The organism is Halopolyspora algeriensis, from assembly GCF_003337235.1.
Classification (GTDB): Bacteria; Actinomycetota; Actinomycetes; order Mycobacteriales; family Pseudonocardiaceae; genus Haloactinomyces; species Haloactinomyces algeriensis.
The window spans coordinates 154,534-180,791 of the sequence record NZ_QPJC01000001.1 but is presented as its reverse complement, the minus strand read 5'-3'; the positions used below and the strand labels follow the sequence as shown (position 1 = coordinate 180,791).

The 26,258-nt window shown below is 66.9% G+C and carries 22 protein-coding genes and 1 pseudogene; 9 read left to right on the top strand and 14 right to left on the bottom strand.

What is annotated here, in order from left to right; all coding sequences use genetic code 11:
* Positions 1–35: 35 nt before the first annotated feature.
* Positions 36–1,442, top strand: a complete 1,407-nt coding sequence (locus tag DFQ14_RS00840; protein ID WP_114451092.1) for a decaprenylphosphoryl-beta-D-ribose oxidase — start codon at positions 36–38, stop codon at positions 1,440–1,442.
* Between the two features lie 42 nt (positions 1,443–1,484).
* Here the strand turns inward: DFQ14_RS00840 and DFQ14_RS00835 are convergent, their stop codons facing one another.
* On the bottom strand, positions 1,485–2,447 hold the full coding sequence (locus DFQ14_RS00835; protein WP_114451091.1) for a MerR family transcriptional regulator: 963 nt from the start codon (positions 2,445–2,447) through the stop codon (positions 1,485–1,487).
* Between the two features lie 240 nt (positions 2,448–2,687).
* On the opposite strand from DFQ14_RS00835, the gene DFQ14_RS00830 reads away from it, so the two are divergent.
* Positions 2,688–3,338 carry a LysE family translocator gene (locus DFQ14_RS00830; RefSeq protein WP_114451090.1) on the top strand — a complete coding sequence of 217 codons (651 nt, stop codon included), beginning with the start codon at positions 2,688–2,690 and terminating at the stop codon, positions 3,336–3,338.
* Between the two features lie 1,109 nt (positions 3,339–4,447).
* Here DFQ14_RS00830 and DFQ14_RS22585 read toward each other — a convergent pair.
* The 9 genes and pseudogenes from DFQ14_RS22585 to DFQ14_RS00785 all read right to left on the bottom strand — a co-directional run.
* A pseudogene (locus tag DFQ14_RS22585) lies at positions 4,448–4,882 on the bottom strand (GNAT family N-acetyltransferase); the annotation flags it as partial.
* Positions 4,883–4,936: 54 nt separating this feature from the next.
* Positions 4,937–5,611: an enoyl-CoA hydratase-related protein gene (locus DFQ14_RS00820; RefSeq protein WP_114451088.1), complete on the bottom strand. Its 675-nt coding sequence runs from the start codon at positions 5,609–5,611 to the stop codon at positions 4,937–4,939.
* Between the two features lie 34 nt (positions 5,612–5,645).
* The gene (locus DFQ14_RS00815; RefSeq protein WP_114451495.1) at positions 5,646–6,293 is read right to left on the bottom strand and encodes a TetR/AcrR family transcriptional regulator; all 648 of its coding nucleotides are present in this window, start codon (positions 6,291–6,293) and stop codon (positions 5,646–5,648) included.
* Positions 6,294–6,621: 328 nt separating this feature from the next.
* Positions 6,622–7,026: a type II toxin-antitoxin system VapC family toxin gene (locus tag DFQ14_RS00810; RefSeq protein WP_114451087.1), complete on the bottom strand. Its 405-nt coding sequence runs from the start codon at positions 7,024–7,026 to the stop codon at positions 6,622–6,624.
* Complete coding sequence (locus DFQ14_RS00805; protein ID WP_246195720.1) at positions 7,026–7,256, bottom strand: hypothetical protein; 231 nt, start codon at positions 7,254–7,256, stop codon at positions 7,026–7,028. Before DFQ14_RS00805 ends, DFQ14_RS00810 begins: the two co-directional genes overlap by 1 nt.
* Positions 7,257–7,454: 198 nt before the next feature.
* Positions 7,455–8,936, bottom strand: coding sequence for an NCS1 family nucleobase:cation symporter-1 (locus tag DFQ14_RS00800; RefSeq protein ID WP_114451085.1), 1,482 nt, complete (start codon positions 8,934–8,936; stop codon positions 7,455–7,457).
* Between the two features lie 365 nt (positions 8,937–9,301).
* Complete coding sequence (locus DFQ14_RS00795; protein ID WP_114451084.1) at positions 9,302–10,060, bottom strand: SCO6745 family protein; 759 nt, start codon at positions 10,058–10,060, stop codon at positions 9,302–9,304.
* Between the two features lie 25 nt (positions 10,061–10,085).
* Positions 10,086–10,529 (bottom strand): MarR family winged helix-turn-helix transcriptional regulator, encoded by a 444-nt coding sequence (locus DFQ14_RS00790; protein WP_114451083.1) that lies wholly within the window; start codon positions 10,527–10,529, stop codon positions 10,086–10,088.
* A gap of 57 nt (positions 10,530–10,586) precedes the next feature.
* The gene (locus tag DFQ14_RS00785; RefSeq protein ID WP_114451082.1) at positions 10,587–10,988 is read right to left on the bottom strand and encodes a DoxX family protein; all 402 of its coding nucleotides are present in this window, start codon (positions 10,986–10,988) and stop codon (positions 10,587–10,589) included.
* Positions 10,989–11,186: 198 nt separating this feature from the next.
* On the opposite strand from DFQ14_RS00785, the gene DFQ14_RS00780 reads away from it, so the two are divergent.
* Positions 11,187–12,545: a PepSY-associated TM helix domain-containing protein gene (locus DFQ14_RS00780; protein ID WP_114451081.1), complete on the top strand. Its 1,359-nt coding sequence runs from the start codon at positions 11,187–11,189 to the stop codon at positions 12,543–12,545.
* Positions 12,546–12,874: 329 nt separating this feature from the next.
* Positions 12,875–14,134: a YeeE/YedE family protein gene (locus DFQ14_RS00775; protein WP_257233528.1), complete on the top strand. Its 1,260-nt coding sequence runs from the start codon at positions 12,875–12,877 to the stop codon at positions 14,132–14,134.
* Positions 14,135–14,257: 123 nt separating this feature from the next.
* On the opposite strand, the gene DFQ14_RS00770 is transcribed toward DFQ14_RS00775, so the two are convergent.
* Together DFQ14_RS00770 and DFQ14_RS00765 are read right to left on the bottom strand one after the other, a co-directional pair.
* Positions 14,258–15,814 carry a solute symporter family protein gene (locus DFQ14_RS00770; protein WP_420810124.1) on the bottom strand — a complete coding sequence of 519 codons (1,557 nt, stop codon included), beginning with the start codon at positions 15,812–15,814 and terminating at the stop codon, positions 14,258–14,260.
* A gap of 47 nt (positions 15,815–15,861) precedes the next feature.
* Positions 15,862–16,281 carry a DUF485 domain-containing protein gene (locus DFQ14_RS00765; RefSeq protein ID WP_114451079.1) on the bottom strand — a complete coding sequence of 140 codons (420 nt, stop codon included), beginning with the start codon at positions 16,279–16,281 and terminating at the stop codon, positions 15,862–15,864.
* A gap of 812 nt (positions 16,282–17,093) precedes the next feature.
* On the opposite strand from DFQ14_RS00765, the gene DFQ14_RS00760 reads away from it, so the two are divergent.
* From DFQ14_RS00760 to DFQ14_RS00745, 4 genes are all read left to right on the top strand, one after another.
* Positions 17,094–20,513: a sensor histidine kinase gene (locus DFQ14_RS00760; protein ID WP_257233526.1), complete on the top strand. Its 3,420-nt coding sequence runs from the start codon at positions 17,094–17,096 to the stop codon at positions 20,511–20,513.
* 168 nt (positions 20,514–20,681) lie between these two features.
* Complete coding sequence (locus DFQ14_RS00755; protein ID WP_114451078.1) at positions 20,682–21,122, top strand: roadblock/LC7 domain-containing protein; 441 nt, start codon at positions 20,682–20,684, stop codon at positions 21,120–21,122.
* A gap of 7 nt (positions 21,123–21,129) precedes the next feature.
* Positions 21,130–21,723, top strand: a complete 594-nt coding sequence (locus DFQ14_RS00750; RefSeq protein WP_114451077.1) for a DUF742 domain-containing protein — start codon at positions 21,130–21,132, stop codon at positions 21,721–21,723.
* On the top strand, positions 21,704–22,315 hold the full coding sequence (locus DFQ14_RS00745; protein WP_114451076.1) for a GTP-binding protein: 612 nt from the start codon (positions 21,704–21,706) through the stop codon (positions 22,313–22,315). The genes DFQ14_RS00750 and DFQ14_RS00745 overlap by 20 nt, the downstream gene beginning before the upstream one ends.
* Positions 22,316–22,485: 170 nt before the next feature.
* On the opposite strand, the gene DFQ14_RS00740 is transcribed toward DFQ14_RS00745, so the two are convergent.
* Entirely contained in the window at positions 22,486–22,848 is a 363-nt protein-coding gene (locus DFQ14_RS00740) for a hypothetical protein (RefSeq protein WP_257233524.1), read from the bottom strand.
* A gap of 88 nt (positions 22,849–22,936) precedes the next feature.
* Positions 22,937–23,350 (bottom strand): TIGR03668 family PPOX class F420-dependent oxidoreductase, encoded by a 414-nt coding sequence (locus DFQ14_RS00735; RefSeq protein WP_338072551.1) that lies wholly within the window; start codon positions 23,348–23,350, stop codon positions 22,937–22,939.
* A gap of 180 nt (positions 23,351–23,530) precedes the next feature.
* Here DFQ14_RS00735 and DFQ14_RS00730 point away from each other — a divergent pair, with 180 nt between their 5' ends.
* On the top strand, positions 23,531–26,209 hold the full coding sequence (locus tag DFQ14_RS00730; RefSeq protein WP_114451074.1) for a putative bifunctional diguanylate cyclase/phosphodiesterase: 2,679 nt from the start codon (positions 23,531–23,533) through the stop codon (positions 26,207–26,209).
* Positions 26,210–26,258 lie beyond the last annotated feature (49 nt).

Here is a 26,258-nt window from a genome sequence, read left to right as displayed (position 1 = left end):
GTCGAGGTCGGATGCTGTGGCTAGGCTCGCTGGTAATGACTGCGGTGACAGGTGCTTTTGCGGAGGGGACGACTCGGTCGCGTGCGCTGCGCGGGTGGGGGCGCGCCAGCGGCACGGTGGCCGAGGTGCTTGCTACGCAGGACATCGAGAGTATCGCTCGCGCCGTCCGGCGTGCGGGTCCGCGCGGGGTGATCGCGCGGGGATTGGGCCGCTCGTATGGGGATCCGGCGCAAAATGCCGGTGGGCTGGTCGTGGATATGACCGTGCTCAATCGGATCCACCACATCGATCCGGAGCAGGCATGGGTCGACGTTGACGCGGGGGTGAGTCTGGATCAACTGATGCGGGCCGCCCTGCCCTATGGCCTGTGGGTCCCAGTGCTGCCCGGCACCCGCCAGGTCACCATCGGCGGCGCCATCGGCATGGACATCCACGGCAAGAACCACCACTCGGCGGGCAGCTTCGGTAACCACGTGCTGTCGCTGGAACTGCTCACCGCCGACGGCGAGGTGCGCACGCTGACCCCTGATGGCGAGCAGGCAGACTTGTTTTGGGCGACGGTCGGTGGGGCCGGGTTGACGGGGATCGTGCTGCGGGCACGGGTGCGGATGAAGCGCACCGAAACGGCCTACTTCCTCGCCGATTACGACCGCACCACCAGCCTCGATGCGACCATGCAGCTGCTCACCGACGGCTCCGATGAACGCTACGACTACTCGGCGGCGGTGCCCGACACGATCTCCACCGGCTCCGGTCTCGGCCGCGCGACGTTCTCGCGCGGCTGGCTGGCCCGGCTCGAGGACCTGCCGCCGAAACTACGCCGGGATCCCCTGCGGTTGGATGCGCCGCATCTGGCCACGGTGCCCGATGTTTTCCCGAACGGGATGGTCAACCAGCTGACATCGCGGCTGGCCGGCACGGTCACCCATCACATGTTTCCCAAGCACGCTCGCGGCAAGATCGCCAATATCGCCCAGTTCCTGCACCCGTTGGACGTCCTCGGCGAGTGGAATCGCGCCTACGGCCGGGACGGGTTCCTGCAGTACCAGTTCTCGATCCCCGCCGGTCGCGAACAGCATATGGCCGACCTGGTCCGCACGATCGCACGCTCCGGGCAGTTGTCGTTTCTCAACGTGTTCAAACGCATGGGCGCTTCCAATCCGGCACCGCTGTCCTGGCCGCATCCGGGCTACATGCTCAGCCTCGACTTCCCCATGAAGCCCGGGCTGCACAAGTTCTGCGAGCACCTCGACGAGCAGGTGCTGACCGCCGGCGGGCGCCTGTACTTCGCGAAAGACTCCCGCACCACGCCTGAGATGGTCCAGCAGATGTATCCCCGGTTGGGCGAGTGGCGCCGCATCCGCGATACCGCCGACCCCGACGGCACCTTCATCTCCGACCTGGCCCGCCGACTCGGCATCACCGCACCCCAAGCCTCGTAAGTCCCGACGAGCGTATGTCCACTCCGTGCAGTTGAGGATGGATCAGTGAACGCTTGAGCGTAACCAGACGAGAACCTCTTGCGCGTGCTGGTTCGGCGGAAAGATTGGATAGAAGGCGTGTTCGATGGTGCTGTCCCGGATCACGAGTGTCAGCCGTTTGTAGAGTGTCATCCCCGGGGCATCGAAGGTCGGCAGGTTCAGCACGTCGGCCAGAGTGAGGCCGGAATCGGAGAGCATGGCGAAGGGCAGCCGCAACCGCTGGACAACTTCACGCTGGTACTCGGTGCTCTGGCTGGAGATCCCGAACACGCGGCTTGCTCCAGCCTCGCGCAGCTCGGCGTGATGATCGCGGAAGTCACACGCCTCGCTGGTGCAGCCCCGTGCTCCGGGAATGGCGTCCCATCCCTCCGGTAGGTCCATGTCTGGTCGCCCGGTCAACGGATACAGATAGAGGATGGTCCGGTCGAGCCCGAGAGTCTCGAGGGAAACCTGCTCACCGGTAGTGCTTGGCAGGGTCAAGTGCGGCAGTGCCTGCCCTGGGAGGTGGTCGGCCGCCCCATCGTCGACGGGGCGGGGCAAATCCTGGGGCAGTTGGGTCACGTCCGGGTCACTCATGGTCACGATCTCCTCGTCACACGCTGCCTGGCCCCCAGTACGATTGGCGGCTCGCTGTAGCTGTGCCGCGAGCGCCCTCCGCCGGGCGGTCAGTGCGGTGATCCGCTTGGTCAGTTCGCTGATCGCGTCTCGATAGGCGACAAGGGAGGCCGGGCAGTCGTCGCTACGTTCTTCCCCGTGAGACAAACATTCTAGGAACGGTCGGGTCCGCTCGACCGGGATCCCGAGTTGGTTGAGGTCACGAATCTCGCGCACCAGTTGGAGATCGTGCGCGCTGTAGTCTCGGTAGCCGTTCGCGAGCCGGGAGGGCGTGATCAGACCCAACGACTCGTAATACCGCACCGCCTTGGTGGTCACGCCGGCGCGTGTCGCAACCTCACCAATCCGCACGAAGTCACCGTAAAGCTTGCCCTCACGGGCAAGGTCAAGCGAAGGCTTCCCGGGCTTCAGTTACCGAACCTCAGCCGTACGTACGGAAGGGACCCCTACTGAGGCCTGGGCCACCGGGTGAGGGCCCGCGCACGCCGATGTTGCCAAACTGCGCGCAGCCTGGCGCGCCGGACGCTGGCCGAGTTCTTCGCAAGTCTGCTGTTCGGGAATGAACACCGATGGAGGGCGGTTATCTGGATCATGATCGATATCACAGCAATGGCGGGGATGGCGGCGGTCGCGCTCGGGCTTGTGCTGACGCCTGGGCCAAACATGATCTACCTAGTATCCCGCTCGATCACACAAGGACCGCGGGCCGGGATGATCTCGCTGACCGGGGTCGCGGTCGGTTTCTTCGCCTACCTGGTGGCGGCGACGACAGGGCTTGTGGCGGTGTTCACGCTGGTCCCAGCGCTGTATACCGTGGTCAAGCTGGCTGGCGCGGCCTACCTGCTGTGGTTGGCCTGGCAGGCGGTACGGCCCGGCGGGCGCAACGCGTTCGTGCCGGAGGAGCTGCCGGTGGTCCGGTCGCGCAGGTTGTTCACCATGGGACTGCTCACCAACCTGCTGAACCCGAAGATCGCCATCCTGTACATGTCGCTGCTTCCGCAGTTCATCGACCCGGCGGCGGGTTCGGTCGCCCTGCAGAGCCTGCTGCTCGGCCTGACTCAGATCTCGGTCGCACTGCTGGTCAACGGACTGATCGTGCTCAGCGCAGGTTCGATTTCGGCGTTCCTGGGGCGACGGCCAGCCTGGCTGCGGCTGCAGCGCTACCTCATGGGTACCGTGCTGGCCGGGCTCGCGGTCAAGCTGGCCTTCGACAGGTCCCGGTCCGTCGCAGTGGCCGGATAGGACGATCCTGCGAGTGCGTCCAGGATCTGCTCGGCGGTCTTGGTCCAGAGGCAGGACGGCCATCGACGGCAGCATGCTGGTCACCGGACCTGCTGTCTTCCTGGTAGAGGGCAGCGGTGCTGTCTCACTGAGGACCCCACTGAGATGACAGGAGCAGGCGTGCACGGACACGACGCAACGCCGCGAGCAGGAACATCGCTGACCAGGGCAGTCTCAGATACCTAGTACGGTGAAAATCTCACTGAGGGGTGGCTAACCGTTACCCTTTTGGGACCACGTTCGGCATCCTGGTTAGCTCCGGAGAACTGGGCTGGTTCGCGAGCTAGCCGCAGCCCGAGCGTGTTCATGCGTGCCCCTGTGCGGCCAATGTGTGGCCGCACAGGCGCTGACTTCGGATACCTGACCTGGTCTGTGCAGGTCAGCGGCTTGTTGTAGCGTCGATCTCGAGAGCCTGTAAATCAGCCGCGCAAGCTTCAGAGGTTCGAATCCTCTACCCGGCACACCAGCCGAAAACGGCCCCTGAACTGCACCGACAGCCAGGGGCCGTTTTCGTGCGTGTCCAGTTGTGTCCGGAGCTGTCCGACCGATGTCGTCGTCACGGTGCTTCAGACTCGAACTGAGGGATGCAGGGGATTGAAACGGGTCCGTGCTCGCACTTGCGTTCGTCCGAGCACGGGCCCGTCCAGCGGTCAGTCGTGTGCTCGCGAGCTGCGGCTGGAAGGGCTGCCGCGCAGTCCCAAGGTGCGGCGTGCCTTGCGTCGAACTTCGTCGAGCATGATGCGAACGGGGTGGAACGCCACGATGAGCAGGAAGGCGTCGCGCGGGCCGAGGATCGTCGCGAACCAGTCGTCGATGTCCGTGCGATCGGACGTGGGGCGTTGCGTCCACAGCCCGGCTTCGGTGTCGTCGTAGGCCTCGGTGATGACCAGGGTGTGAGGATCCAGCCGATCGGCCTGGCCGAGGTCGGCGGCAGCGTCCGCCGCGATGCGCTGGACGTGCTCCGGAACCGCGCCGTCCGGGGCCGGCCAGGTGCTGTCGGTTCTGCCCGTGGCGGCCGACCACGCGCCGTAGACCAGCGGGTTTGCCGTGCGCATGACCGCGTACAGGCTGCGCGGCGCGGCCTTGACGATCGCTGCGCGCAGCAGCGCCCGCCAGATCGTGCTGGAGATTCCGGTGCCCTGGTAGCTCGGGTGCACGCCGGCGGAATTGGCGTAGAAGCAGCTGCGCCCGCCGAATCGCCGGTCATTGCTGGCCACCCATGCCACCGGCAGACCGGTGGAGTCGAGGACGACGACGAGACCGGCCAACCGGTCCAGATTGTCGTCGGACAGCCAGTTCTGCCAGTACTGCTCGGTGGTTGCGGTGAACGCCTGCACCGCGACGGCCGGGAATGTGCCGCGCAGGTACTGCCGGGCCGGGCCGGAGAGCTGTGTTCGCACCCCGGTCCAGAGCAGCCCGGTCAGTCCGGGGCCAACGGAGATCTTCTTCGCTCCGTGGAGCAGTTCGGGCGGGCAGTGCGGGGGTGTCGAGTCGGTGGTGGTCATCTGGCGTCTTTCAGATCAGTTCGCGTTCGTGTTGCTGCCGTGCTGTGCCGGTGGTCAGGGCTGCGCGGCGGGTTCGGGCGCGCGGAGCGCGGTGACCGCCGAGGTGAACATGGTCGACTTGATCGCCCCGAGAGTGTCGCGGTTCTTGCCCGCGAGCGGGCGCACGAGCTCTGCTGCCGTGCGCACCACGTCGCCTTCGTCGGCGACCTGGTCGACCAGACCGCGGTCGCGGGCCTGCACCCCGCCGAAACGCCGTCCCGTCGTCATCGCCTCGACGGCAGCGGCGGGCGTGAGCTTGCCCTGGATCAACGCGGCCATCCCCGGCGTGAACGGGATGTCGATGTCGACCTCGGGGAAGCAGAAGAAACCCCGATCGGCGCGCATGACCCGGTAGTCGTGCGCCAGGGCCAGCATCGCCCCGGCGCCGAACGCGTGGCCCTGCACCGCCGCGACCGCAGGCACGGGCAGCGTCAGAACGCGGGCCAACAGCTTCTGCACGTCGGCGCGGTAAGAAGCCAGCTGATCGGCGTGCTCCATGATCCACTCCAGGTCGAGACCGTTGGAGTAGAACTTGCCCTGTCCCGTGGTGACGAGCGCACCGGAAGCGGAATGGGCGACCACGGCGTCCAGCGACGCGTTCACCTCGTTGAGCCACTCCGGTGAGAACCGGTTCTCGTCATCGCCGAGGTCCAGGACGAAGACGCCGTCATCCTCGTGCAACGTGGGCATCGCAGTTCCTTCCTTGTCAGTGGTCGTGGTCGGTTCACCTGTGCCCCGGTTGCTCTCGATCGAGGATCGCGCGCACGGCCGTTGCCAGACGCGCTCGGACGTCGTCGGTGATCTGCACCGTGCCGTCCGCGGTGACCTGGCTGAGAGCTCGGCGCAGCAGGGCGGTCGGCAGATCCACCACGCAGGTGGTGATCACCTCGGCGCTCGGCCCGTCCCGTCGACCCCACAGCGCCGACGCCAAGCGGCACAGCACCTCGGACACCAGCCTCCGGTCCAACCCGAGCAGCGAGTCGGCGAGCTCCTGAGGGAGGTCGGGACCGAGCAGCTGCTCCCGACGCACCGTCATCAACATCCGAGCCGCCGCCGGACGTCGGTCCGCCAACGCCGCCGGCGCATCGGCGGCGGCAACCACGGCGTTCACCGCCTCCCCGGGCGCCGGTGCTGCACCCAGCGCTTCATCGATGAGCTCCGTCTGCAAATCCAAGAACTCGAGCGCGGCCCGCAGCCACATCCGTCCGCGCAGCGCCGCCAGCGAGCCGAAGGCGTGGTAGATCGCACCGTTGGGCACGCCGCTCTCCGCCGAGAGCCTGCGCACGGTGAGCCGTTCCGGCCCTACGTCGACGACGAGCCGTTCGGCGACGTCCAGCACCTGATCAAGGTCGTGTACACGCGGTCGAGGCACGATCGAAGCATAGTGGAGCACGTGCTCTACAACAAAGCCGGGCACTACCGAGACTCGCCGATGTGTGGTGGTTGCAGCGCATGAAGTCCGCTCTGTGCGGCCAATGCGTGGTCAAACCGACCTGTATCGACGCAACACCGCCTCATCCGTGCAGGCCAACGCGGTCTCGTGCCGTCCGACTGTACCCGGACCCGACCGGCTTTCACCGGTTCTCGGTGGCCACACCCCAGTCAGCCGCGGAACCAACCTCACCGAGCAACACAGTCGGTCAGATGTGGAGCGGGAACCGGGGTCTGACGATCTCGCGTTTGTCCGGTGAGCTGGAGCTCTACGTCCAGGTCTCGACGGTGGCCGCGTGAGCGGCGGCCTTGGCGTATTTGCGGTCGTCGGTGAGCAGGGGCATGCCGAGTGATTCGGCCAGTGCCACGTAGAACGCATCGTAGGCGGTGAAGTTGTCCCGCAGTGCCAGGGCCCGTCGCTGGTAGGGCTGCATCGGGTAGCGCATCAGTGGCAGGTCGGCGAAGTCGTCGAGCATCTCTTCCGCCCGCGCAACTTCGATCTTGAGTGTGGGTTTCGACGTCAGCAGCAGTCCGCGGATCGCGGAAGTCACCTCGGCGTCGATCAGCGTGGGGGCATACACGTACCGGTGCCGGCTGAATCGCTCATGCAGTGCTTCATCACCACGGCGGTTCTGCAACAGTCGCACCACGATCGACGCATCGACGACCGTCATTACCGGCGGCCATCCTCGATGAACGCCCGGATGTCGTCACCACTGGCCTCGATGTTGCCGCGATCGGCGATTCGCCCGAGGACGTCGGCCATCGTCGGCCGTGACGTGTCTTCGTGAATCAGCTCCCGCAGGTAACTCGACAGCGACATATTTCGGGAAGCCGCGCGCGCTCGCAGGACCTCGACATCTTCGGTGGGAACGTCGCGGACCTGGAGAACCTCGGTACTCACACCACTCAGACTACCATTCATTCATGAATGATGCATGCACGATGGTGTCCGGTTGTGTCTGCCCCATGCGAGCCCACGCCCTTCCGTGGGCCGGAGTACTTCATCAGCCACTCTGATGCGAGCACGGTCTCGAAACCGAACCGCCGGACCGGCTGCGGGATGTGCCGTCGTCCGGCGGGTCCCGCAGCCGGCCCGGGGTTACTCGGCTGCGACGGCGATGTCCTCGCCGTCCACGTCCCGGGCGTCGTGCCTGCGGTCGCCGATGACGACGTAGACGGCCGCACCGAGAATCGCTCCGATGAACCAGGAGAACCCGCTGACAGGGGCGAAGACGGGTACCAGTGCCAGCACCACGGAGATCGCAGCCGACGGGACGAACGCCCAGACGGCCTTGGGGTTGTATCCGTTTCGGTAGTGGAACTCGCCCTGCGGGTTGTCCGTGTAGAGGTCCGGAACGTTCACACGGGTCTTCCGCAGCAGCCAGTAGTCCGCCATGATGACGCCGAAGAGGGGGCCGAGCAGCGCACCGAGTCCGCCGAGGAAGTAGTTCACCACGACGGGGCTGTTGTAGAGGTTCCAGGGCAGGATGGCGAGACCGATGGCGGCGCTCACGACTCCCGCGCGGCGGAAGTTCAACGTCCGGGGGAAGAGGTTCACCAGGACGTAGATGGGCGCCACGAAGTTGGCCAGCAGGTTCACCGCGATCGTCAGGATGACGAGCGCGACCGAGACGGCCGCCAGCAGGACCATGTTGGGAACCGTCTGAACGATGTCGGTCGGGCTGGTGATCACCTGCCCGTTGAGTTCGAACTGTGCTCCGCTGAGGACGACGACGATGCCGGCGAAGAAGAGCATGTTCACCGGGATTCCGATCACGTTGCCCCACACGATGGATCGGCGGCTCTTGGCCGAGCGCGTGAAGTCGCAGAAGTTCAGTACGAACGTTCCGTAGATCACCACCCAGAGCGCGGCACCCTCCACGATCTGCAACCACATCGCCGACCCGGTGAGCGGCTGGTCCGTGGACAGGGAGATGGAGCCTCCCGCGCGGACGAACATCCAGATCGCCAGCGAGCACATCGTGACAAGGGCGGTCGGCGCGGCCACCGCCATGTACCTGCGGATCATGTGCATGCCGTAGCTGACGATGACGATCTGGACGACCCAGAGTGCGAGGAAGGTGATCCAGCCGAGCGCCGACAGCCCCAGCACCGACTGGTTCTGCAGGGTCTGCAGCGGGGGGAACATCGCTACGAGGAGGGTGTCCAGTACCGAGGACGCGAGGTAGGTCTGGATGCCGAACCAGGCGATGGCGACGATGCCGCGGACGGCCGCGGGTATCTGTGCCCCCTTGGTGCCGAACGCGATTCGGCTCATCACCGGGAAGGGAACGCCCGTCTTGTGTCCCATGTAGCCGGACAGCGTCAGCAGCAGGAACAGCAGGACCGAGGCGAGCACGAAGGCCAGCAGGATTCCCCACACGCTCAGTCCGAGCGCGAACAGACCGATCGCGAAGGTGTAGTTGCCGAGACTGTGCACATCGTTGGCCCACAGCGTGAAGACGTTGTAGGAGCCCCAGCGACGCCCCTCCTTCTTCGTCGGGGCGAGGTCGTAGCTGTAGAGGCCGGAGCTGGTGGCGCTGGTGGTTTCCGCCGTCGGCCGGTCGTCCGTGGCAGTCATCGGACTGCCTCCGGTGATCCACTGAGCAACATTCGGTTTCCTTGTCTGCTGACGTGGGGACGGTCAGGGAACTCCGGCGCTGGGGGTGGAAGTGCTGTCCGGACGGGGCGGTGCTGTGCGGGCGGTTCCTGAGACATCGAGTTCGCCGATGTGTCGGGAACCGCGCTTGCTCCCGGATCTCGACGTATTATGTATACGTTTTCGTATACTTATGTGTGGTGGGACACTAGAAGCTCCCCCCTCTCTCGTCAAGAGTGGCTTGTGACACCGTTCGGCAGTGCTCGAATGGGTGGGAACCAGGGGGGCGTTTTCGTGCGGTCCGGCTGTGTCCGGACGGGCCACGACAGTGCGCGCTCGGAGCGGGATCAGTCGCTGCCGGGAAGCGAGGCCAGCAGTTCCACGAGCTGATCGCGGTCGGCGTCGGTGAGTACCTCGAGCGCTTGCCCGAACGACTCGTTGGTGAGCTGCTCGGCCCGCTGCCTGCGTTCGACCAGGTCACGGCGCGCCTGCGCGCGGATGATCAGCGCGTCGGCGTCGTCGGCTCTCCACCCGGTGCGCAGCAATCGTCCGCGCCCTCCATCCGGGTCGGCAACCACGGCTTCGGAAATACCGAGTCCGCAAGCGCGTAGCGCCGCAAAGTGCAGGCCACCACGCAGTTCGCGCACGAGCATCAAGGCGTGTGCGAGGCGGGCGGGGGCGTCGGCGGGTCGTGTCCGAATCCGCCACCCGGAAACCAGCGGCAGTGTCGAGACGTCCGCCGCATCCACGATGCGGCAGAGCAGTGTGGCAGCGTGGGCCGTCGAGGGGACGTCGGCGAAGACCCGACGACCCCAGGCGGCGCACGCGCGCGTGTAAGCGTCGATGGCATCTGCCGCGGACACTGCGGGGGTCGTCTTGCCGATCATCAGCTCGATCAGCCAGTCGGGAAAGATCCCGAACAACGCCGTCACGACGTGTGCGGGCGGGTCGCCGAGAGCTGCGGAGCGACCCCGGAAGTACAGCGAGCGCTCCGGCAGACCGAGATCGGCCTCCTGGACTGCCATCTCCTCGGAAGTCATGAACGCCCCGCCGAGGGTGACGATCGGGCTGCGGGTGCGGTGAGCGGTATCGGTCGCGTGGTTCATGAGGACCTCTTCTTCCGGGACGACACTAGAGTGGCGTCCGGTCGGTGGACGGCGCGGCGTCCAGCGCTGCCATCAGCAGCTTGGTGTAACGGGCGTAGTCGGCGTAGGGGACGCCGCTGCGTTCCACGAGGTCGGCGAAGCGACGCTCGAGCAATTCCCGGCACTGTTCGACCAGCTGCTTGCCGGCCGGTGTGAGATTGAGGCGGCGCCGATTGCCGCCGGCGGGATCGAGTCGGGAATCGAGCAGTCCGGTTTCGGCCAGGGTGCCGGCCATCCGGCTCACCGACGGCTCGGTCACGCCCATCCGCTCGGCGAGGGCCCGCTGCGTGGTTGCGCCCAACTCGCCAACGAGCAACAACGTCCGGAACCGCCGATAGGACAGGTTGTACTCGGCCTGCAGGAGCCGATCGGCAGAGCGGTCCAGCCGCGCGGTCAGTGCGTGGAGATCGAAGCTGAGGGTGTGATCCACCTCTCTATGTTAGCATGCTAACTTAGCAATGCAGCATACCGGCAGGGCGAGGCCCGGTCATGTCTGCAGAGGCTTGGCGACAGGGGCAGTGCGAGGTTGGACGGCTTGGTCGGTGAAGCGGGCCCAGGCGACGAACCCGGCGAGCAACCCCAGTACGGCGGGCTGGATGGCCACCGAGTACGCCCCGATGATGATGTTCGTGATGGCGGCCCCGAGCATCACCACGACGAGCCCGCTGGCGGCCAGCGGTGTCAGGACCGGGCCGATCCGGGTGGCCGCGGGCAGGATCAACCCGAGCGCGCCGAGCACCTCGGCCGCCCCCGCGATCCGCAGCAGGATCACCGGAACTCCTTGGGACAGCTGCTCCATCCCGGCGGTTGGGGTGATCAACTTCATTCCGCCGACGAGGAAAAACGCAAGTGCCAGCAGGGCCGAAACGACCCACACAGCGACCTTCATGTCGACTCCCCTTCCGGACCTTGTCCGTGCTTTCCGATCGTCTCGGGCGTCCAAGCGGTACCCGCTGATCGTGTGGACCGGACGAGACATCGAAATTCATCGATCGAGGCACCGAGCCGCTCCGGCGGGGAACTCGGTGAGGACGTTGTACGACTTGCCGGGCAGTAGCACGGTCGCAACAGCCCGGGAGGTAGGCCCGTGACAGCCCCACACCGCGATTCCGCAGCCGAGGCGGATCCGGACGAAAAACCGCCGCCGCAGCAACCGAGACGGCGAGCTGCGCTGCGGCCGTTGTTGTGGCGGCTGCATTTCTTCGGTGGCCTGCTGGCCGCGCCGGTGGTGCTGTCCCTGGCAGTCACCGGAATCCTGTATGCCTGGAATCCGCAGATCGAACAGGCGCAATATCGGCAGGCGCTCACGGCGGTTGCCGAGGGGCCGGCGCGCCCGCTGAGCGAGCAGGTCGCAGCTGCCCGGGCCACGCACCCGGACTGGCAGGTGTCCACTGTCACTCCGCCCGCACCGAACACTCCGGGTGGGGAGGAAACCACCGGGGTCACGTTGACACCGCCCGGGGCCGACTCCGGCGGCTTCGGCCCGGTGGCCGGGGCCACGACCGTCTACGTCGATCCCGCCTCGGCGCAGGTGACCGGGCAGATCGTGGAGACCCGGCGTCCCGACGAGTGGCTGCGGAACCTGCATTCCAGCTGGCGTCTGGGGCCGGTGGCCGAGCCGATCACCGAGCTGGCGGCCAGCTGGGTGCTCGTGTCGCTGCTGACCGGACTGTGTCTGTGGTGGCCACGCAGCCGACGCGGCCTGCGGCGTGCCTTCCGGCTCTCCCGTCCTGGCCGGGCCCGCTGGCGCTCGCTGCACGGACTGCTGGGGGTGGGGTTCTTCGTCGGGTTGCTGCTCATGGTCGGTACCGGGCTGACCTGGACCAACTACGCCGGTACGTGGATCGACGTCGCCCGCTCCCAGTTCCGGTCCGAAGCTCCGTCGGTGTCCACCCAGCTCGCAGCCGCACCAGCGACCGGAGGACACCAGCCCGAGCAGCCTGGTGAGCAGACAGCCACCCCCGAGGCTCTGGCCGGTATCGACCGGGTCGCGGCCACGGCCCGAGACGCCGGCCTGCACGGGGTCCTCGAACTCGAACCCCCGGACAAGCCGGGACAGGCCTGGACGGCCGGCCTCGACGACAACCGCTGGCCGATCGAGGCAACCACTGTGGCCGTCGATGCCGCCCGTGGGCAGGTCACCGACCGCGTCGACTGGGACGACCACCCGCTGCTGGCCAAGGCCACCACACTGGGCGTCGCCTACCACCAGGCCCAGCTGTTCGGACTGGCCAACCAGATCGGCCTGACCGTGCTGGCCCTCGGAGTGATCGCCGTGGTCGCCGCCGGGTATCGCACCTGGTGGCTGCGCCGCCCGCCCGAAGGGCTCGGCGCGCCCCCAGGATGGGACCGCTCCTGCGCACCGTGCCCCTACCGTTGCTGGCCGGTTTCGGTGTGCTCATGGTGCTGCTGCCCATGCTCGGCGTGTCCTTTGTGGCCTATTTGATCATCGAGCGCGGCATCCGACGGCTGCGCAGCCGAGCCACGACAACCCCCTAGCCGCACGGACACCACGACGCCCGGGCGCCTACTCGTATGACCTGCAACGGCAGCCCGGGGACCGTGTGCGTGTGGTCTTCGCAATGCCACCGCCGGGAGCGTGGAAGAAAATCCGGTCGCCTGCGTGTTGCCGCCGACGATGATGCGACACGTCCCCCGCCGCCGGCCGGCGTACTGCACATGCCTGCTCGCGCACGCACTCCACCTTGTCGACGACGGCTTCTGAGCGATCCGCCCGCCAAGAATGCTCTCGATTCGTTGACTGGAGGTTTTGTCGTGTCCGCTCCCGAGCGTTCCCGGGCCCCGATCACCGGGCCTGCCGGGGCATCCGGCGTCACCGAACAGCCCCGTCCGGCGCGCCGCGTGCCGTTGATCGTGGGTGCCGTCCTCGCCGTCGCGCTGGGTGGGGCGACCGTTGCCGTCAGCGGCTGGCGGATGGCCGTACTGTATGTGATCGGTCTGGCGTTCGGTGCTGTGCTCTTCCACGCCCGGTTCGGATTCACCTCGGCGTGGCGCCAGCTCGTGGCCGTGGGGCAGGGGCGCGCTCTGCGCGCGCACACGCTCATGCTCGCGGTCGCCTGCATCCTTTTCGCTCCGCTGCTGGCAGCCGGCGTCGGCGTGGGGGTCGATCCGGAGGGCTATGTCTCTCCGCTGGGCGTGAGTGTGGTGGTCGGCGCGTTCCTGTTCGGCCTCGGCATGCAGATCGGCGGTTCGTGCGCCTCCGGCACGCTGTACAACGTCGGCGGTGGTCAGACCGCGATCGTGTTCACCCTCGTCGGCTTCATCGTGGGTTCCGTGCTGGGGGCGTGGAACTTCACCTTCTGGACTTCCACGATGCCGAGCGGACCGGCGATCTCGCTCGCGCAGATGCCATGGGGCTACGGGGGCGCACTGGCCGTTTCGCTGGCGGTGTTGGGGCTCGTCGCGGCCTCGACCTTCGTCATCACCCGGCGTAGGCAGCCGCCCGAAGTCGGCCGTCCACCGGCTGCGAAGGGCCTTGCCAGAATCGTGCGCGGCTCCTGGCCACTGTGGGTCGGGGCTCTCGCGCTCGCCGGACTCAACGCGCTCACCCTGGTCTTCAAGGGCAGCCCGTGGGGAATCACCTCGGCGTTCGCGCTGTGGGGATCGAAGATCGCCCAGGGAGCCGGCGTGGACGTGGCGAGCTGGCCGTACTGGTCCGCTCCGGAAAAAGCCGAGACACTGGCCGGTCCCGTGCTCGCCCACGCGACCTCGGTGATGGACCTCGGCATCATCCTCGGCGCCCTCGTGGCGGCGGCCGCAGGTGGTTCCTTCGTCCTGCACCGCAAGGTGCCGCCCAGGGTCGTGCTCGGCGCGATCGTCGGCGGGATCCTGATGGGGTACGGCGCACGCATCGCCTACGGCTGCAACATCGGCGCGTACTTCGGCGGTATCGCCTCGTTCAGTCTGCACGGCTGGTTGTGGGCGCTCGTGGCGATCGCCGGAACATATGCCGGACTCAAGGCCCGGCCGCTGTTCGGCCTTGCCGTGCCGAAGTCCACCGACTCCTCCTGCTGAACAGCAGCCCGGTGCCCGGTGAGCGCACTCCACCGGGCCGGGCTCGGCAGGAGCACCTCGCAGACACCATCGGGCGCCCGCCCCCGACTCGTCGATGGGGACGGGCGCCCGACGCGGAGAAGTTCAGCCCGAGTGCGCTCCGACACCGGTGAGCGAGCGGACCTCCATTTCCGCCTGCCGGTCGTCGTCCTCGGGACTCCGCTCCAGGAAGGTGCCGATGAACCCGCACACGAACGACAGGGGTATGGCGACGATGCCCGGGTTGTTCAGTGGGAAGAGCGCGAAGTCCACTCCGGGAATCATCGAGTCCGGCTCGCCGGAAACCACCGGGGAGAACAGGACAAGCAGCAGGCAGGAGCCCAGGCCGCTGTACATGCCCCAGAGCGTGCCCGTGGTGTTGAATCGCCGCCAGAACATCGTGTAGACCAAAGTGGACAGGTTTGCCGACGCCGCGAACGCGAAGGCCAGCCCCACCAGGAAGGCGATGTTCTGCCCGCTGACGAGGATGCCGCCGAGAACGGAGACGGCACCGAGCACCATGGCCGTCCGGCGGGCCACCCGGACCTCGGCTTCCGGACCGGCGTCGTTGCTTTTGAACACGTTCGCGTAGAGATCGTGGGCGAACGAGGCAGAGGCGGTCAGAGTGAGGCCCGCCACGACGGCGAGGATCGTCGCGAATGCCACGGCGGAGACCGCGCCGAGCAGGAACGTGCCGCCGACTTCGTAGGCCAGCAGCGGCGCGGCGGAATTCTCCCCGCTCGGTGCGTTGGCGATCTTCTCACTGCCGACCAGAGCCGCCGCACCGTAGCCGATGACCAGGGTGCACAGGTAGAACAGGCTCATCAGCCAGATCGCCCACACCACCGAGCGGCGGGCTTCCCGGCTGCTGGGCACCGTGTAGAAGCGCATCAGCACATGGGGCAGGCCGGCGACGCCGAGAACCAGCGCCAGCGACAGGGATACGAAGTCGAGTTTGCTCACCGCATCCTCGCCGTACTTGGCCCCGGGGGCGAAGATGTCCGAGCCGAGGGGGTTGTTGGCTGCGGCCTGCTCCAGCAGTGCGCTGAAGCTGAACCCGAACTTGCCGAGCAGGAACAGCGTGATCATCGTGACGGACAGGAGCAGCAGGGCGCCCTTGATGATCTGCACCCACGTGGTGCCTTTCATCCCGCCGATGAGCACGTACAGAACCATGACGAGGCCCACCACGGCGATCACCAGCGCCTGACCCCATTCACTGCGGACGTCGAGCAGCAGTGCCACCAGGCCACCGGCTCCCGCCATCTGCGCGATCATGTAAAAGCACGTGATCATGAGGGTGGACACGGCGGAGGCCGCGCGGACCGGGCGTCGGCGCATCCGGAAGCTCAGTACGTCACCCATCGTGAAGCGGCCGGTGTTCCGCAGCCGCTCGGCGATCAGGAGCAGGTTCACCAGCCAGGCCACCAGAAAGCCGATGGAGTACAGGAACCCGTCGTAGCCGTGTACGGCGATCGCCCCCGCGATACCGAGAAACGATGCCGCGGACAGGAAGTCCCCGGCCAGCGCGACACCGTTCTGCGGGCCGCTGAAAGCGCTGCCCGCGGCGAAGTAGTCGCTCGAGGTGCTCCGGCTGTTGACGAAGTAGACAACGGCCAGAGTCACCACGATCAGGCCCGCGAAGACGGCGACGTTGACCATCGGGCTGCTGTCGGGCAGCGGCGTGCTCTGGTCCATCTGCGCGAGGTTCATTGCTCGGTGTCCTCCACGTTCTGACGGATCTCGTCCGCGTACGGGTCGATCCGGCGGTTCGCGAACCGGACATAGATCGTGGTGATGACCACAGTCGTCACGAACTGGAGGACCCCCAGCAGGAGACCGACGTTGACCTTGCCGACCACGGGTTCGGCCATGAAGTCGTGCGCGTAGGCGGCGAGCAGGACGTAACCGATGTACCAGGCGAGAAACAAGATGGTCATCGGGAACACGAACCAGCGCACTCGGCGTCGGAGCCGGGTGAATTCCTCGGATCGCTGGATCACGGTGAAATCGGGTGCCGCCGTTGACCGGCGGGTTGCACTCTTATCGATTCCGCCGAAGGACGCCGGTGCGTTTCCGGTCCGCTCCGCGGATCGTGCCCGCAAGGGGGGCGGCGTTGCGTTGGTCATGCATCCTTCCGGGAGTCCAGGACAAGAGTCCGCGAACTGTGTGGACGGCTCGATCTACTCGAGGAACGAATGGATCGCAACGGTGTATATCGAACTGTTGCCGAAGTGATCCGCGAGTGGGGATACAACTTCGTGGTGAGGGACCTTACTAGGAGGCGAGTGGGCTCGTGATCCAGGGACCCGAAGCGCCCTCGCCTCCGAAAGCCCGTCGAGGGTGGCCGGATGTCGGGGAAGTACCGGCTGCCGTCCGACGGATGTGCCACTCGGAACAGGCGTGCGGCATCCCGATTACCGGTTGGTGCCGCACTTATTCGAAGCCGTTGTGCTTACCGGTTCTCATGGGCGCCCGAATCGACTAGGATCCGTCCGTTCGGCGGTTTTTGATTCCGGGTAAAACGAGCCCGGTGCGACTTGCGCTGGCCACATTACTTTCCGTGTCGAGCCATTTGGCGCCCGGTAATCAACCGCCTCCGTTTCTTTTCGGTGTACGGACCCTCGGTCGGTTACCGGTTGTGAGCCTCTATACTGAGAGCAGGCCCACAAGGAGCATGTGTGGAAATAACCGGTACAGCGATCCCGTGGTGAGCGCCGACCGGTGACGCAGAGTGTCACAGCTCCGTGTTGCGCCGAAAATAACGAACACCCGGCGGCGGATTCGTCTTCCCGGCAAACCGGACCTTTCGGACCGGCATTCCGGGCTGGTCATCGCCGTGGCAGAGTGCCAAGCGCCGTTCTCCAACGATTTGCTCGCTCGGAAGGGACCGCACTGTGACAGAGCACGACGCACGACAGCCCGGAATCCGGGGGGGCTTGTGACCCCGAGGGAACGAGCCACGGCATCGGGGACGGGGCAGCGCACGTCCCGGCGAGGCGTGATCACGCAGTGGCGCAACTGGAGGCTCCCGGTCAAGCTGGCCGCGGTGGTGTTGGTGCCCGTGGTCTTCGCGATCACGCTGGGTGTGATCCGGATTCACGACCAGGTGGAGAGCGCGGATCGCTATGAGCACCTCGGCAACATGGTCGAGGCGCGTGACCGTATCCAGCCGCTGCTCACCGGTTTGCAGAAGGAACGCACACTCGCGGCGGCGTTCCTGTCCGGAGCCGGCGATCCGAAGGCGCTGCGCGCCACGGCTGACGCTGTGACCAAGGCCGCTTCCCAGGCGCCCGAGGTGCTCGACTCGGTCGGCGGCTTCAGCCCCACCGCCGCGGCTCAGTTCGGTCGGCTGCAAAAGCAGCTCGCCGGGCTGGCGAAGCTGCGCAAGCAGGTGCTCACCCACTCCATCGATCCGGTCACCGCGGTGCAGACCTACAGCGGCATGGTCAGTGCGCTGCTGGGACTGGAGCGTGCGGTGATCAGTGACCTGGGAGACCCGCAGATTTACGGTCCGGTCAGTGCCCTGCACCAGCTTTCCGTCGCCGAGGACGAGGCCCGGATCCAGCGGGCGCTGATCGGCAGTGCGCTGGCACGGGGCAATTTCGGTGACGCCCTGCTGGACGCGGTCAACGATTCGCGAGCCAGGATGGACGCCCGGATCGACGAATTCCTGGTGGCCGCCAGCCCCGAGCAGCAGCGCGCTTACCAGCAGACGGTGGCTGTCGAGGAGACGGCCGCGCGCGAACGTTCGCTCAACCGGATCGTGGAACTCGCCTCGTCCGGTGATGCCGAGGACATCACGCTGACAGTGCGGGAGTGGAACGCCCAGTCCGAGGCGTTCATCTCGAGGACGACCGAGGTTCGTACGCAGCTGTCCCAGCATGTCAGTAGCATCGCGTCCTCGCTGTACGAGGACTCCAGCAACCGGGCCGGAGCCATCACGGTCATCCTGTCGGCCGCACTGATGCTCGCAGCGGCGGTCATCTACGTCATCTCCAGGAACCTGCTCGGTTCGCTGGCCGTCCTGCGGCGCAGCGCGCTCAACGCGGCCGAGCACCAGTTGCCCGAAGCGGTCTCCCGGGTCCGGCGAGGCGAGGAGTCGGAGAACTCGGTCGCCGAGGTTCCGGTGTCGACCACCGAGGAAGTCGGTCAGGTCGCACGGGCCTTCGACGAGGTGAACCGCCAGGCGTTGTACCTCGCGGCCGAGCAGGCGAGCTTGCGGCGCGCCTACAGTGACTCGTTCATCAACGTCTCCCGGCGGAGCCAGAGCCTGCTCGAACGGCAGTTGCGCCTGTTCGAGCAACTGGAGCAGGACGAGGACGATCCCGATCAGCTCGCCACACTGTTCCGGCTGGACCACCTGGCCACCCGGATGCGGCGCAACAACGAGAACCTGATGGTGCTGTCGGGCAACGATCTCGCGCGCCGGTTCAACCAGCCCGTGCCGGTGGCCGACGTGCTGCGCGCTGCGGTCTCGGAGATCGAACACTACCCGCGGGTGATCGTGCAGTCGCCCCCGCAGGCTCGCCTGGTCGGCTATGCGGGCAGTGACCTCGTGCGGCTGATCGCCGAACTGCTCGACAACGCAGCGAACTTCTCGGCGCCGAACACCTCGGTGACCGTGTCCAGTTACCAGGCCGATGACGGTTCGATCGGCATCGACGTGCTGGACCGAGGTATCGGGATGGACAACAGTGAGCTGGCGGAGGCCAATGAGAGGCTGGCCTCGAGCGAGGAACCGGACATGTCGACGTCGCGTCGCCTGGGGATGCTGGTGATCAGCAAGCTGGCGTCGCGGCACGGGATCGCGGTGCGACTGTACGGCGGTGAGGAATTCGAGGGTGTGCGCGCCGCCGTGCTGATTCCGGCCGAACTGGTGCTCTCCGCGCCCTCCCGAGGCAAGTCGCCGTCGTACGACCCTTCGCCGTCCCAGTCGGGGCTTCAGCCGACCGGGACGCAGCCGCCCTCTCCTCCGGAGCCACCCGTTCCGCAGATTTCCGGGCTCGCACCATCGGGCCCGGCGGGTTCGGACACCCCGAGGTCGGTACCCGAGCAGTCGCCGCCGCAGCAGTCCTCGCCCGGCCGGTCGTTGCCTGCCCGGTCGTCGCAGGAGCAGCACCACAACGGGACGGTGCAACAGCAGGGAACGGCTTCGCACAACAACGGAGCGGTCCGCAGGCAGGTTCTGGAGGGAGGTCTTCCCCAACGCACACCCCGGGGTGAGTTCCCCGACGGTCACTTCGCTCCGTTCGGTTCCGGCACGGCGTCGGCTCCTGCCCGGGAGCCCGAACCCGCGGACGCGGAACCGGTGACGGAGGAGCGCGTGCGCGGGCTGTTCGAGCCGCCCCCCAAGCAGGGTGAACCCGAGGCGCCGCCGGCTCGGCCCGGCCGGTCCGGACCGGATGGGGCATCGCAGCAGAGGTACTCGCCCGGGCAGGTGTCCGGGGACGGTCCCTCGCATGTCGGTGGAGCGGGTGACCAGCGCGGTCCGGAACTTCCCGGGGCGCCGCAGGCCTTCACCGAGATGGCGACCCAGTGGTTCCAGCCCTCCCGGGAGGACGCCCACTACCAGGAGACACAGCGGCAGCCTTCCGAGAGCCCTCACTGGCCCGGTGAGGACTCTCCGCAGCCGGGCGCCGGGCGGCGCGACACGAGGCAGCGGCAGCAGACGGGTTCCGGCAGCGGTACCGCGGCATGGAACTTCGAAACGGATCAGGCCCAGCACCAGGCCGACGCCATTGCCCAGCCCGAAGCCGCGAGCTACACCTCCTCGGGGTTGCCTCGCAGGAGTCCGCGCAAGCACCTCGCTCCCGGTGTCATGGCGAGCAAACCCGCTACGGGTGCCGGTCCCGCCTCCACGGCGGGAGTCAACGGCGCAGCCGGGGAGCAGAGCGGTTCCGGGCAGGATGCGGACGATCTGCGTGGCCGACTGTCCAGCTTCCAGCGTGGTGCGCGCCGGGGCGAGCCGGAGAAGCCTTCGTCGGCGGAAGCGAACGACTCCGGGCAACGGGCCGCCGCCCGGCAACGATCGGAAACTCCCGCGGGGGGAGATTCCGGCCGGGAGGCACCCGGAGGGACGGGAGCTGCCGGTCGGGAAGAGGCTGCGTGGAATTTCGTGACGGACTCGGCGCAGTACGAGGCCGATGCCGCCGCAAGCCACGAGCCCACGGATTTCACGGCCGCCGGACTACCCCGTAGGACCCCTCGTGCCCAGCTCGCACCCGGCAGTGCTCCGCTGATGGGGAGCGCGGGTGGTGACTCCGACACTCGTGTCTCATCCACACCGAACGATCTGCGTGGCCGGTTGTCCAGCTTCCAGCAGGGCGTTCGTCGGGGCCGGCACAGCTCGGACGAGTAGGAGCCGTCTCTTGCGTATCCCGGTTGCAATTGCTGAAGTGGAGCACTTGTTGGAGATGATCACTCTCAACAGCCCGTATCCCGGTGATTGCACCATGCGTTGACGAAACGCGCTCTGCTTGCCACGAGCCGGGCCCCTGGCTCGTGTGAGATCAGCAAAGGAGGCTGCATGACGTCGCAGCAGGCAAAAACCGACCAGTTCGCATGGCTGGTCACCGACTTCACCGAGCGAGTGGCCGGGGTGGCCCATGCCATTGTCGTGTCGGCTGACGGGTTGTTGCTCGTTTCCTCGGACAAGCTGCCGAAGGACCGGGCCGATCAGCTCGCCGCCGTCGCCTCGGGCTTGCTGAGTCTGACGCAAGGTGCCGCCCGGTGCTTCGAGGCGGGCGGGATCAAGGAGACCATTGTCGAGATGGACCGCGGTCTGATGCTGCAGATGGCCATCAGTGATGGCTCGTGCCTGACCGTGCTCGCTTCCCCACAGTGCGATATGGGGCTGGTCGCATATGAGATGGCCATGCTCGTGCAGCGCGTCGGACGTATTCTCACTCCGGAACTGCGGTCGCAGCTGCAGGGTTCGAATCGCCCCGTGACCGAGCAGTTGGTGTGAGGCCGCGATGAGCGAAGGGCCTGGTTACTACGAGCGCCCCCCGAGGGGTGGGCGACCACAGCCCGGGCGCGGGCGGGATGATGAGGACGGCGGTGCGACGTTCGCCGACGTGTTCAACGGGTTCACCTTCGGAAGCAACCGCGACCGTCGCCAACAGGAGGAGCAGGCATCATCCGCCGCGGAACGATCCGGTTACTCTGGCGGAGGCGCTGACGAGCCATCGTGGAGCGGTCATTCGGCCGATCCGGAGAATGATGACGCTGCTCCGGCAGCCAGCATCCGGCCGTATGCCTGGACCGGCGGCCGCACGAAGTCGAACGTCGATCTGGAACTGGAAACGCTGGTCTCCACCAGTGAGCACTACCAACCGGGAATGCCGCTGAGGCACGAGCACCAGTCCGTCGCGGAGCTGTGCCGTCATCCTCGTTCTGCTGCGGAGGTCGGCGCATTGCTCGGTGTTCCGTTCGGTGTGGCCAAGGTTCTGCTGGCCGACATGGCCGAGCAGGGCCTGATCCACGTCCACCAGACCGTGACCGACAGTGGCAGTGCACCGCATTTGATGTTGATGGAAAGGGTATTGAGTGGACTCCGTCGGCTATAGGGCGCCGCAGGAAAGCGGGAAATCGAGCACCAGTTCGGCCAAGATCGTGGTCGCGGGCGGGTTCGGAGTGGGCAAGACGACCTACGTCGGTTCCGTTTCCGAGATCGTGCCGCTGACCACGGAAGCGGTGATGACGGAGGCCAGCGAGGGCGTCGACGATCTCGCCGCGACTCCCGGCAAGACATCGACGACGGTCGCGATGGACTTCGGGAGATTGTCACTGGACTCGGACCTGATTCTGTACCTGTTCGGGACACCCGGGCAGCAGCGCTTCTGGTTCATGTGGGACGACCTGGTGCGAGGGGCGATCGGTGCGGTTGTCCTCGTGGACACCCGTCGCCTCGCGGACTGCTTTTCCGCCGTGGACTTCTTCGAGGACCGAGGCGTGCCGTACGTGATCGGGGTGAACTGCTTCGACGGTTCGTTGCGGCATCAGGTCGAAGAGGTGCGCGAGGCCGTCGCGGTCGGGCCGAACGTGCCGATCGTGCCGTGCGACGCCCGGGATCCAGAGTCCACGAAGCAGTCGCTGATCGCCCTGGTCGAATACGCCATGAGCTGGTGGGCTGCCGCCCATCCCACGCCTCAGCGTTAGTCCGGACGGGTGCCCCCCGGTCAAGCGAACACATCCGCCGTCCCGGTGAGCCGGAGAGGCCGGCTCGGTTTCGAGTCTCTCCGGCTTGCTCGAGGTCCCTCGTCGCCGTGTGGATTTCTCGCGATGTCCCGACCGGCGCAGTGGAGACCGCTCGGCCGGGCCACATCATCTCATCCGGTGCGGGGCTCGTCGCCGTAAACGAGTTCGTCGGCCTGAGCGAGACCCGCATCGAGTACTTCACGGTTCCGGGCGGTGAGGCACTCGCGAAAGTCCGTTCCCGCGGCCCGGACCAGCACCATCAGTTTTTTGGCCATCCCGCGCGCCTGGGTCAGGCGTACCTCCTCGCCGACGAGCAGCTCCCGGGAGTCGTGGATGAGTTTGCGGTACCGGTGGTTGAGTTCGGCATGCTCGTCCACCACGTTCAGCGCTTCCGCGAGCCGCGACAACCCGGCCGTCGGCATCCGCACGTGATACGGATCGTCCACCACATCCGGCACTCTAGTGGCCCGATCGCCCCGGTCGCCGATGGGCATGTGCGACTCGGTGGCTCTCGCTTCGGGGAAGTGCGCCGGAAACCAATCCCGATCGGAAATCTGCCGCCGCAACGACCCGCTCGTCGGTTCAGGCCTGGGAAGCCGCCCAGCCGGTCCAGCGGTGCACCCGGACGACGATCAGGGTCGACGATGGTCGGTGCTGCTGGTATTGCCCGTACTTGGTGGCCAGAGCCGCCACCAACTCCGGTCGCTCGGTAGCACCGGTGAGGCTCGCCGTGCCGTCCGCGCGGACCCACCACAGCCGTGACCAGTCGTCCTCGTAGTGATCGACGAGCAGGGTGACCTCGGGATTTTCTGTGATGTTGCGCAGTCTCTTCAGAGCCGTGGTGTGTTTGGGCTTGTGATCCACGGCCGTGGTGATCAGATCACCGGTCACCACGAACGTGACCGGCACCAGATGGGGCTGTGCCCGTTCGCTCGCGGTCGCCAGCCGGGCGACCCGTGCCCGGGAGAATTCCCGGCGTGCCTGATCGGACTTCATGAGCATGCCTCTCATCCGCCTCGGGTTCCGCGAGGAAGCCGGCCGGGAGTCACGTTCGGTTACTCTCAGTGCTCATTTTCCCGGTTTTACCCACGAACAGGCCAGCCCGGCTCTGGTCAACGCCCAGTGTCGTGCGTCAGGATCAGCACGGCGAGGGTGTCGCATGGTGGGAGGAAGTGGATGCTCGAGCGTCACCGCTCCCTCAGCCGGCAGGCGTACCCCGACGTGCCGAGGCCCCCCGTGCGGGCCGAGGCCGATCCGGCACGGACGCGAGTCTTCACCCGGTTCTCGCTCGGTGTACTGCTGGGCGGGATCGTCATCAGCGCGTCGACCTCGGCATGGCTTCCGTTCCGCTACACCCCCGAGTTGCTGCTCATCGGCCCACTGCTGGCGATGGGCTTTCTGCTGGCCGAGCAACTCACCATCGACGTCGACGTCAAGCGGGTCGGTTGGACGATCTCGTTCACCGAGATACCGCTGATCGTGGGACTGCTCACCGCTCCCTTCGAGGTGGTTCTCGCGGCCAACCTGCTGGCAGGCCTGGGGGCTCAGGTCGGCAGGCGGGCCGCCAGCCATGTCCTCTACAACGCGGGCGTCCTGTGCTTGGAAATCGCTGTGCCGTTCGCGGTCGCCACCGGAGTGAACACCGGCTTGGCCGGGGTGGCCCCGATGTGGTTCGGGGCGGCTGCGGGCACGTTGACCTCGACGCTGATCAGCTGTGGCTGTGCCCTGACTGCCCTGCACGTTCTCGGCGGTGGGATGCGGCTCGGCCCCGGCGTTCGCCTGGGGGTGCGCACGTTCGCGGTCGGTCTGCTCAATACCTCTCTGGGTCTGGCCGGGTACGAGGTCGCGGTGAAAACCGAGTGGGGATGGGCCCTCGTGGCGCTGCTCGGTACCGGCGCGGTCGCGGTGTACCGGACGTACTCGGGACTGCTGCGGGAACAGCGCGATCTGGAGACGCTCGGCGACGTCAGCCTCGGTGTCGCCCGGTCCGGACAGGCTGCCGCGCGCGGCCCCTCGGGGACGGATGTCTCCGAGGGGGACGATTCGGTCGGCGAGTGGGTTCCGGTTGCCGAACGCATCCGTGAGCAGCTCGACGCGACGCGGGTGGTGTTGCGGCTGTGCCTGGATCCGCGAGGTGAGGTGAGCACCCTTGTGGCCGGGAAGCCGCTGCCCGAGTCGGCCACGGGAGAGGGAGCCTCCCTGCTGCGCGAATGCCCGATACTGCAGCTGCCGGGCAGTCACGTTCGCTCGTATCGCACGCTGGACGCGCCGGAGGACATCCGTGATGCCCTGCGCCGGCGCGGGGCGCACGAGTCGTTGGTGGTACCGCTGCGAGGAGCGAACCAGATGCTCGGCGCGGTGGAGGCTCACGACCGGGTCAGCCGGTGGCGCGGCTTCGGGCGCGCCGACGTGCGCCTGTTGCACACGCTCGCCAGTCACCTGGCCACGGCGATGGACAACCGGCGCCTGCTGGCGCGATTGCGGCATGATGCTTACCACGATCCGCTCACCGGCCTGCTCAACCGCGCCGGATTCCGGGAAATGGCTCGCGAGGGCCTGCACGCAGGCACCGTTGTCGTACTGCGCGTCGATCTGGAACTGCTGACCACCGTCAGTGAGGCACTCGGCTACACCTGGGAGGACCGGCTGGTGGTCGCCGCCGGGCGGCGCATGCGTGAGACGCTCGGAGCCGATGTGCCGCTGGCCAGACTGGAAGCGCACTCGTTCGCGGTGCTGCTACGGGAGTACAGCGGACAGCAGGCCCACGAACTCGCCGAGCACCTCAGGTCGGTGATCGCCGAGCCGTATCCGGTGGACCGTCTCGTGGTGGAGGCCAGCGGCGTGGCCGGCTACGTCTCCTCCGCATCCGCCGAGCACGACGACACCGACGTCGACGTGGACACCCTGCTCCAGCGTGCCGATGTGGCGGTGCGCGCGGCACGGAATGGCGAGGACGGGGTGCGCGGTTACGTCGCCAGCATGGGACAGATCTTTCTGCGCCGGTTCCAGCTGGTCACCCAGTTCCGCCAGGCACTGGATGCCGGGCAGATCGAGGTGCACTACCAACCGAAGGTGGCCCTGCCCGAGCGGCGTGTTGTGGGTGCCGAGGCACTGGTGCGTTGGTCCCACCCGGAGTACGGACGGCTGAGCCCGGACGAGTTCATCCCCGTCGTCGAAGCGACCGGGATGGTCGATGCACTGACCACGTTCGTGATGGAGCGTGTGCTGGTGCGTGTGCGCGCCTGGCTGGCTCGGGGTTTGCGACTGTCGGGCGCGGTGAACCTGTCGGTGCGCAATCTGGCCGATGAGTCGTTCCCGGACCGGGTGGCCGAAGCGCTGGCTCGCCATGGCATCCCCCCGGGACTGCTGACCTTCGAGCTCACCGAGTCCAGCGTGATGGCCGACCCGGAACGGTGTCTGCCTGTGCTGCGGCGGCTGCGGGCGTTGGGTGTCCACCTGGCGGTGGACGACTTCGGTACCGGGTACTCCTCACTGGCCTACCTGCGTCAGCTACCGGTGGACGAAGTGAAGATCGACAAGAGTTTCGTCCTGGGGATGGGGACCGACCTCGGTGACATGGCGGTGGTGCGCTCGATCGTCGAACTCGGGCATTCGCTGGAACTGAAGGTGGTGGCCGAAGGTGTCGAGGACGACGCGGCACGGGACGAACTCGTGCGGATGGGATGTGACACGGCGCAGGGCTACCTGATCTCGCGACCGCTGTCCGAGAATCGTTTCGAGGTGTGGCTGCAGGCCCGTACCGTCCGGAAGTCCCGTCCCGGACAGGAAGCGGAGGAGCATGTCGCCGACTCCGTGGAGGAGATCCTGGCCCTGCAGCACCAGGACCAGGTGTGAACTGGGACTTCGCCGATGACCACCCCCCGCTTGAGGGACCGGCGGGTGC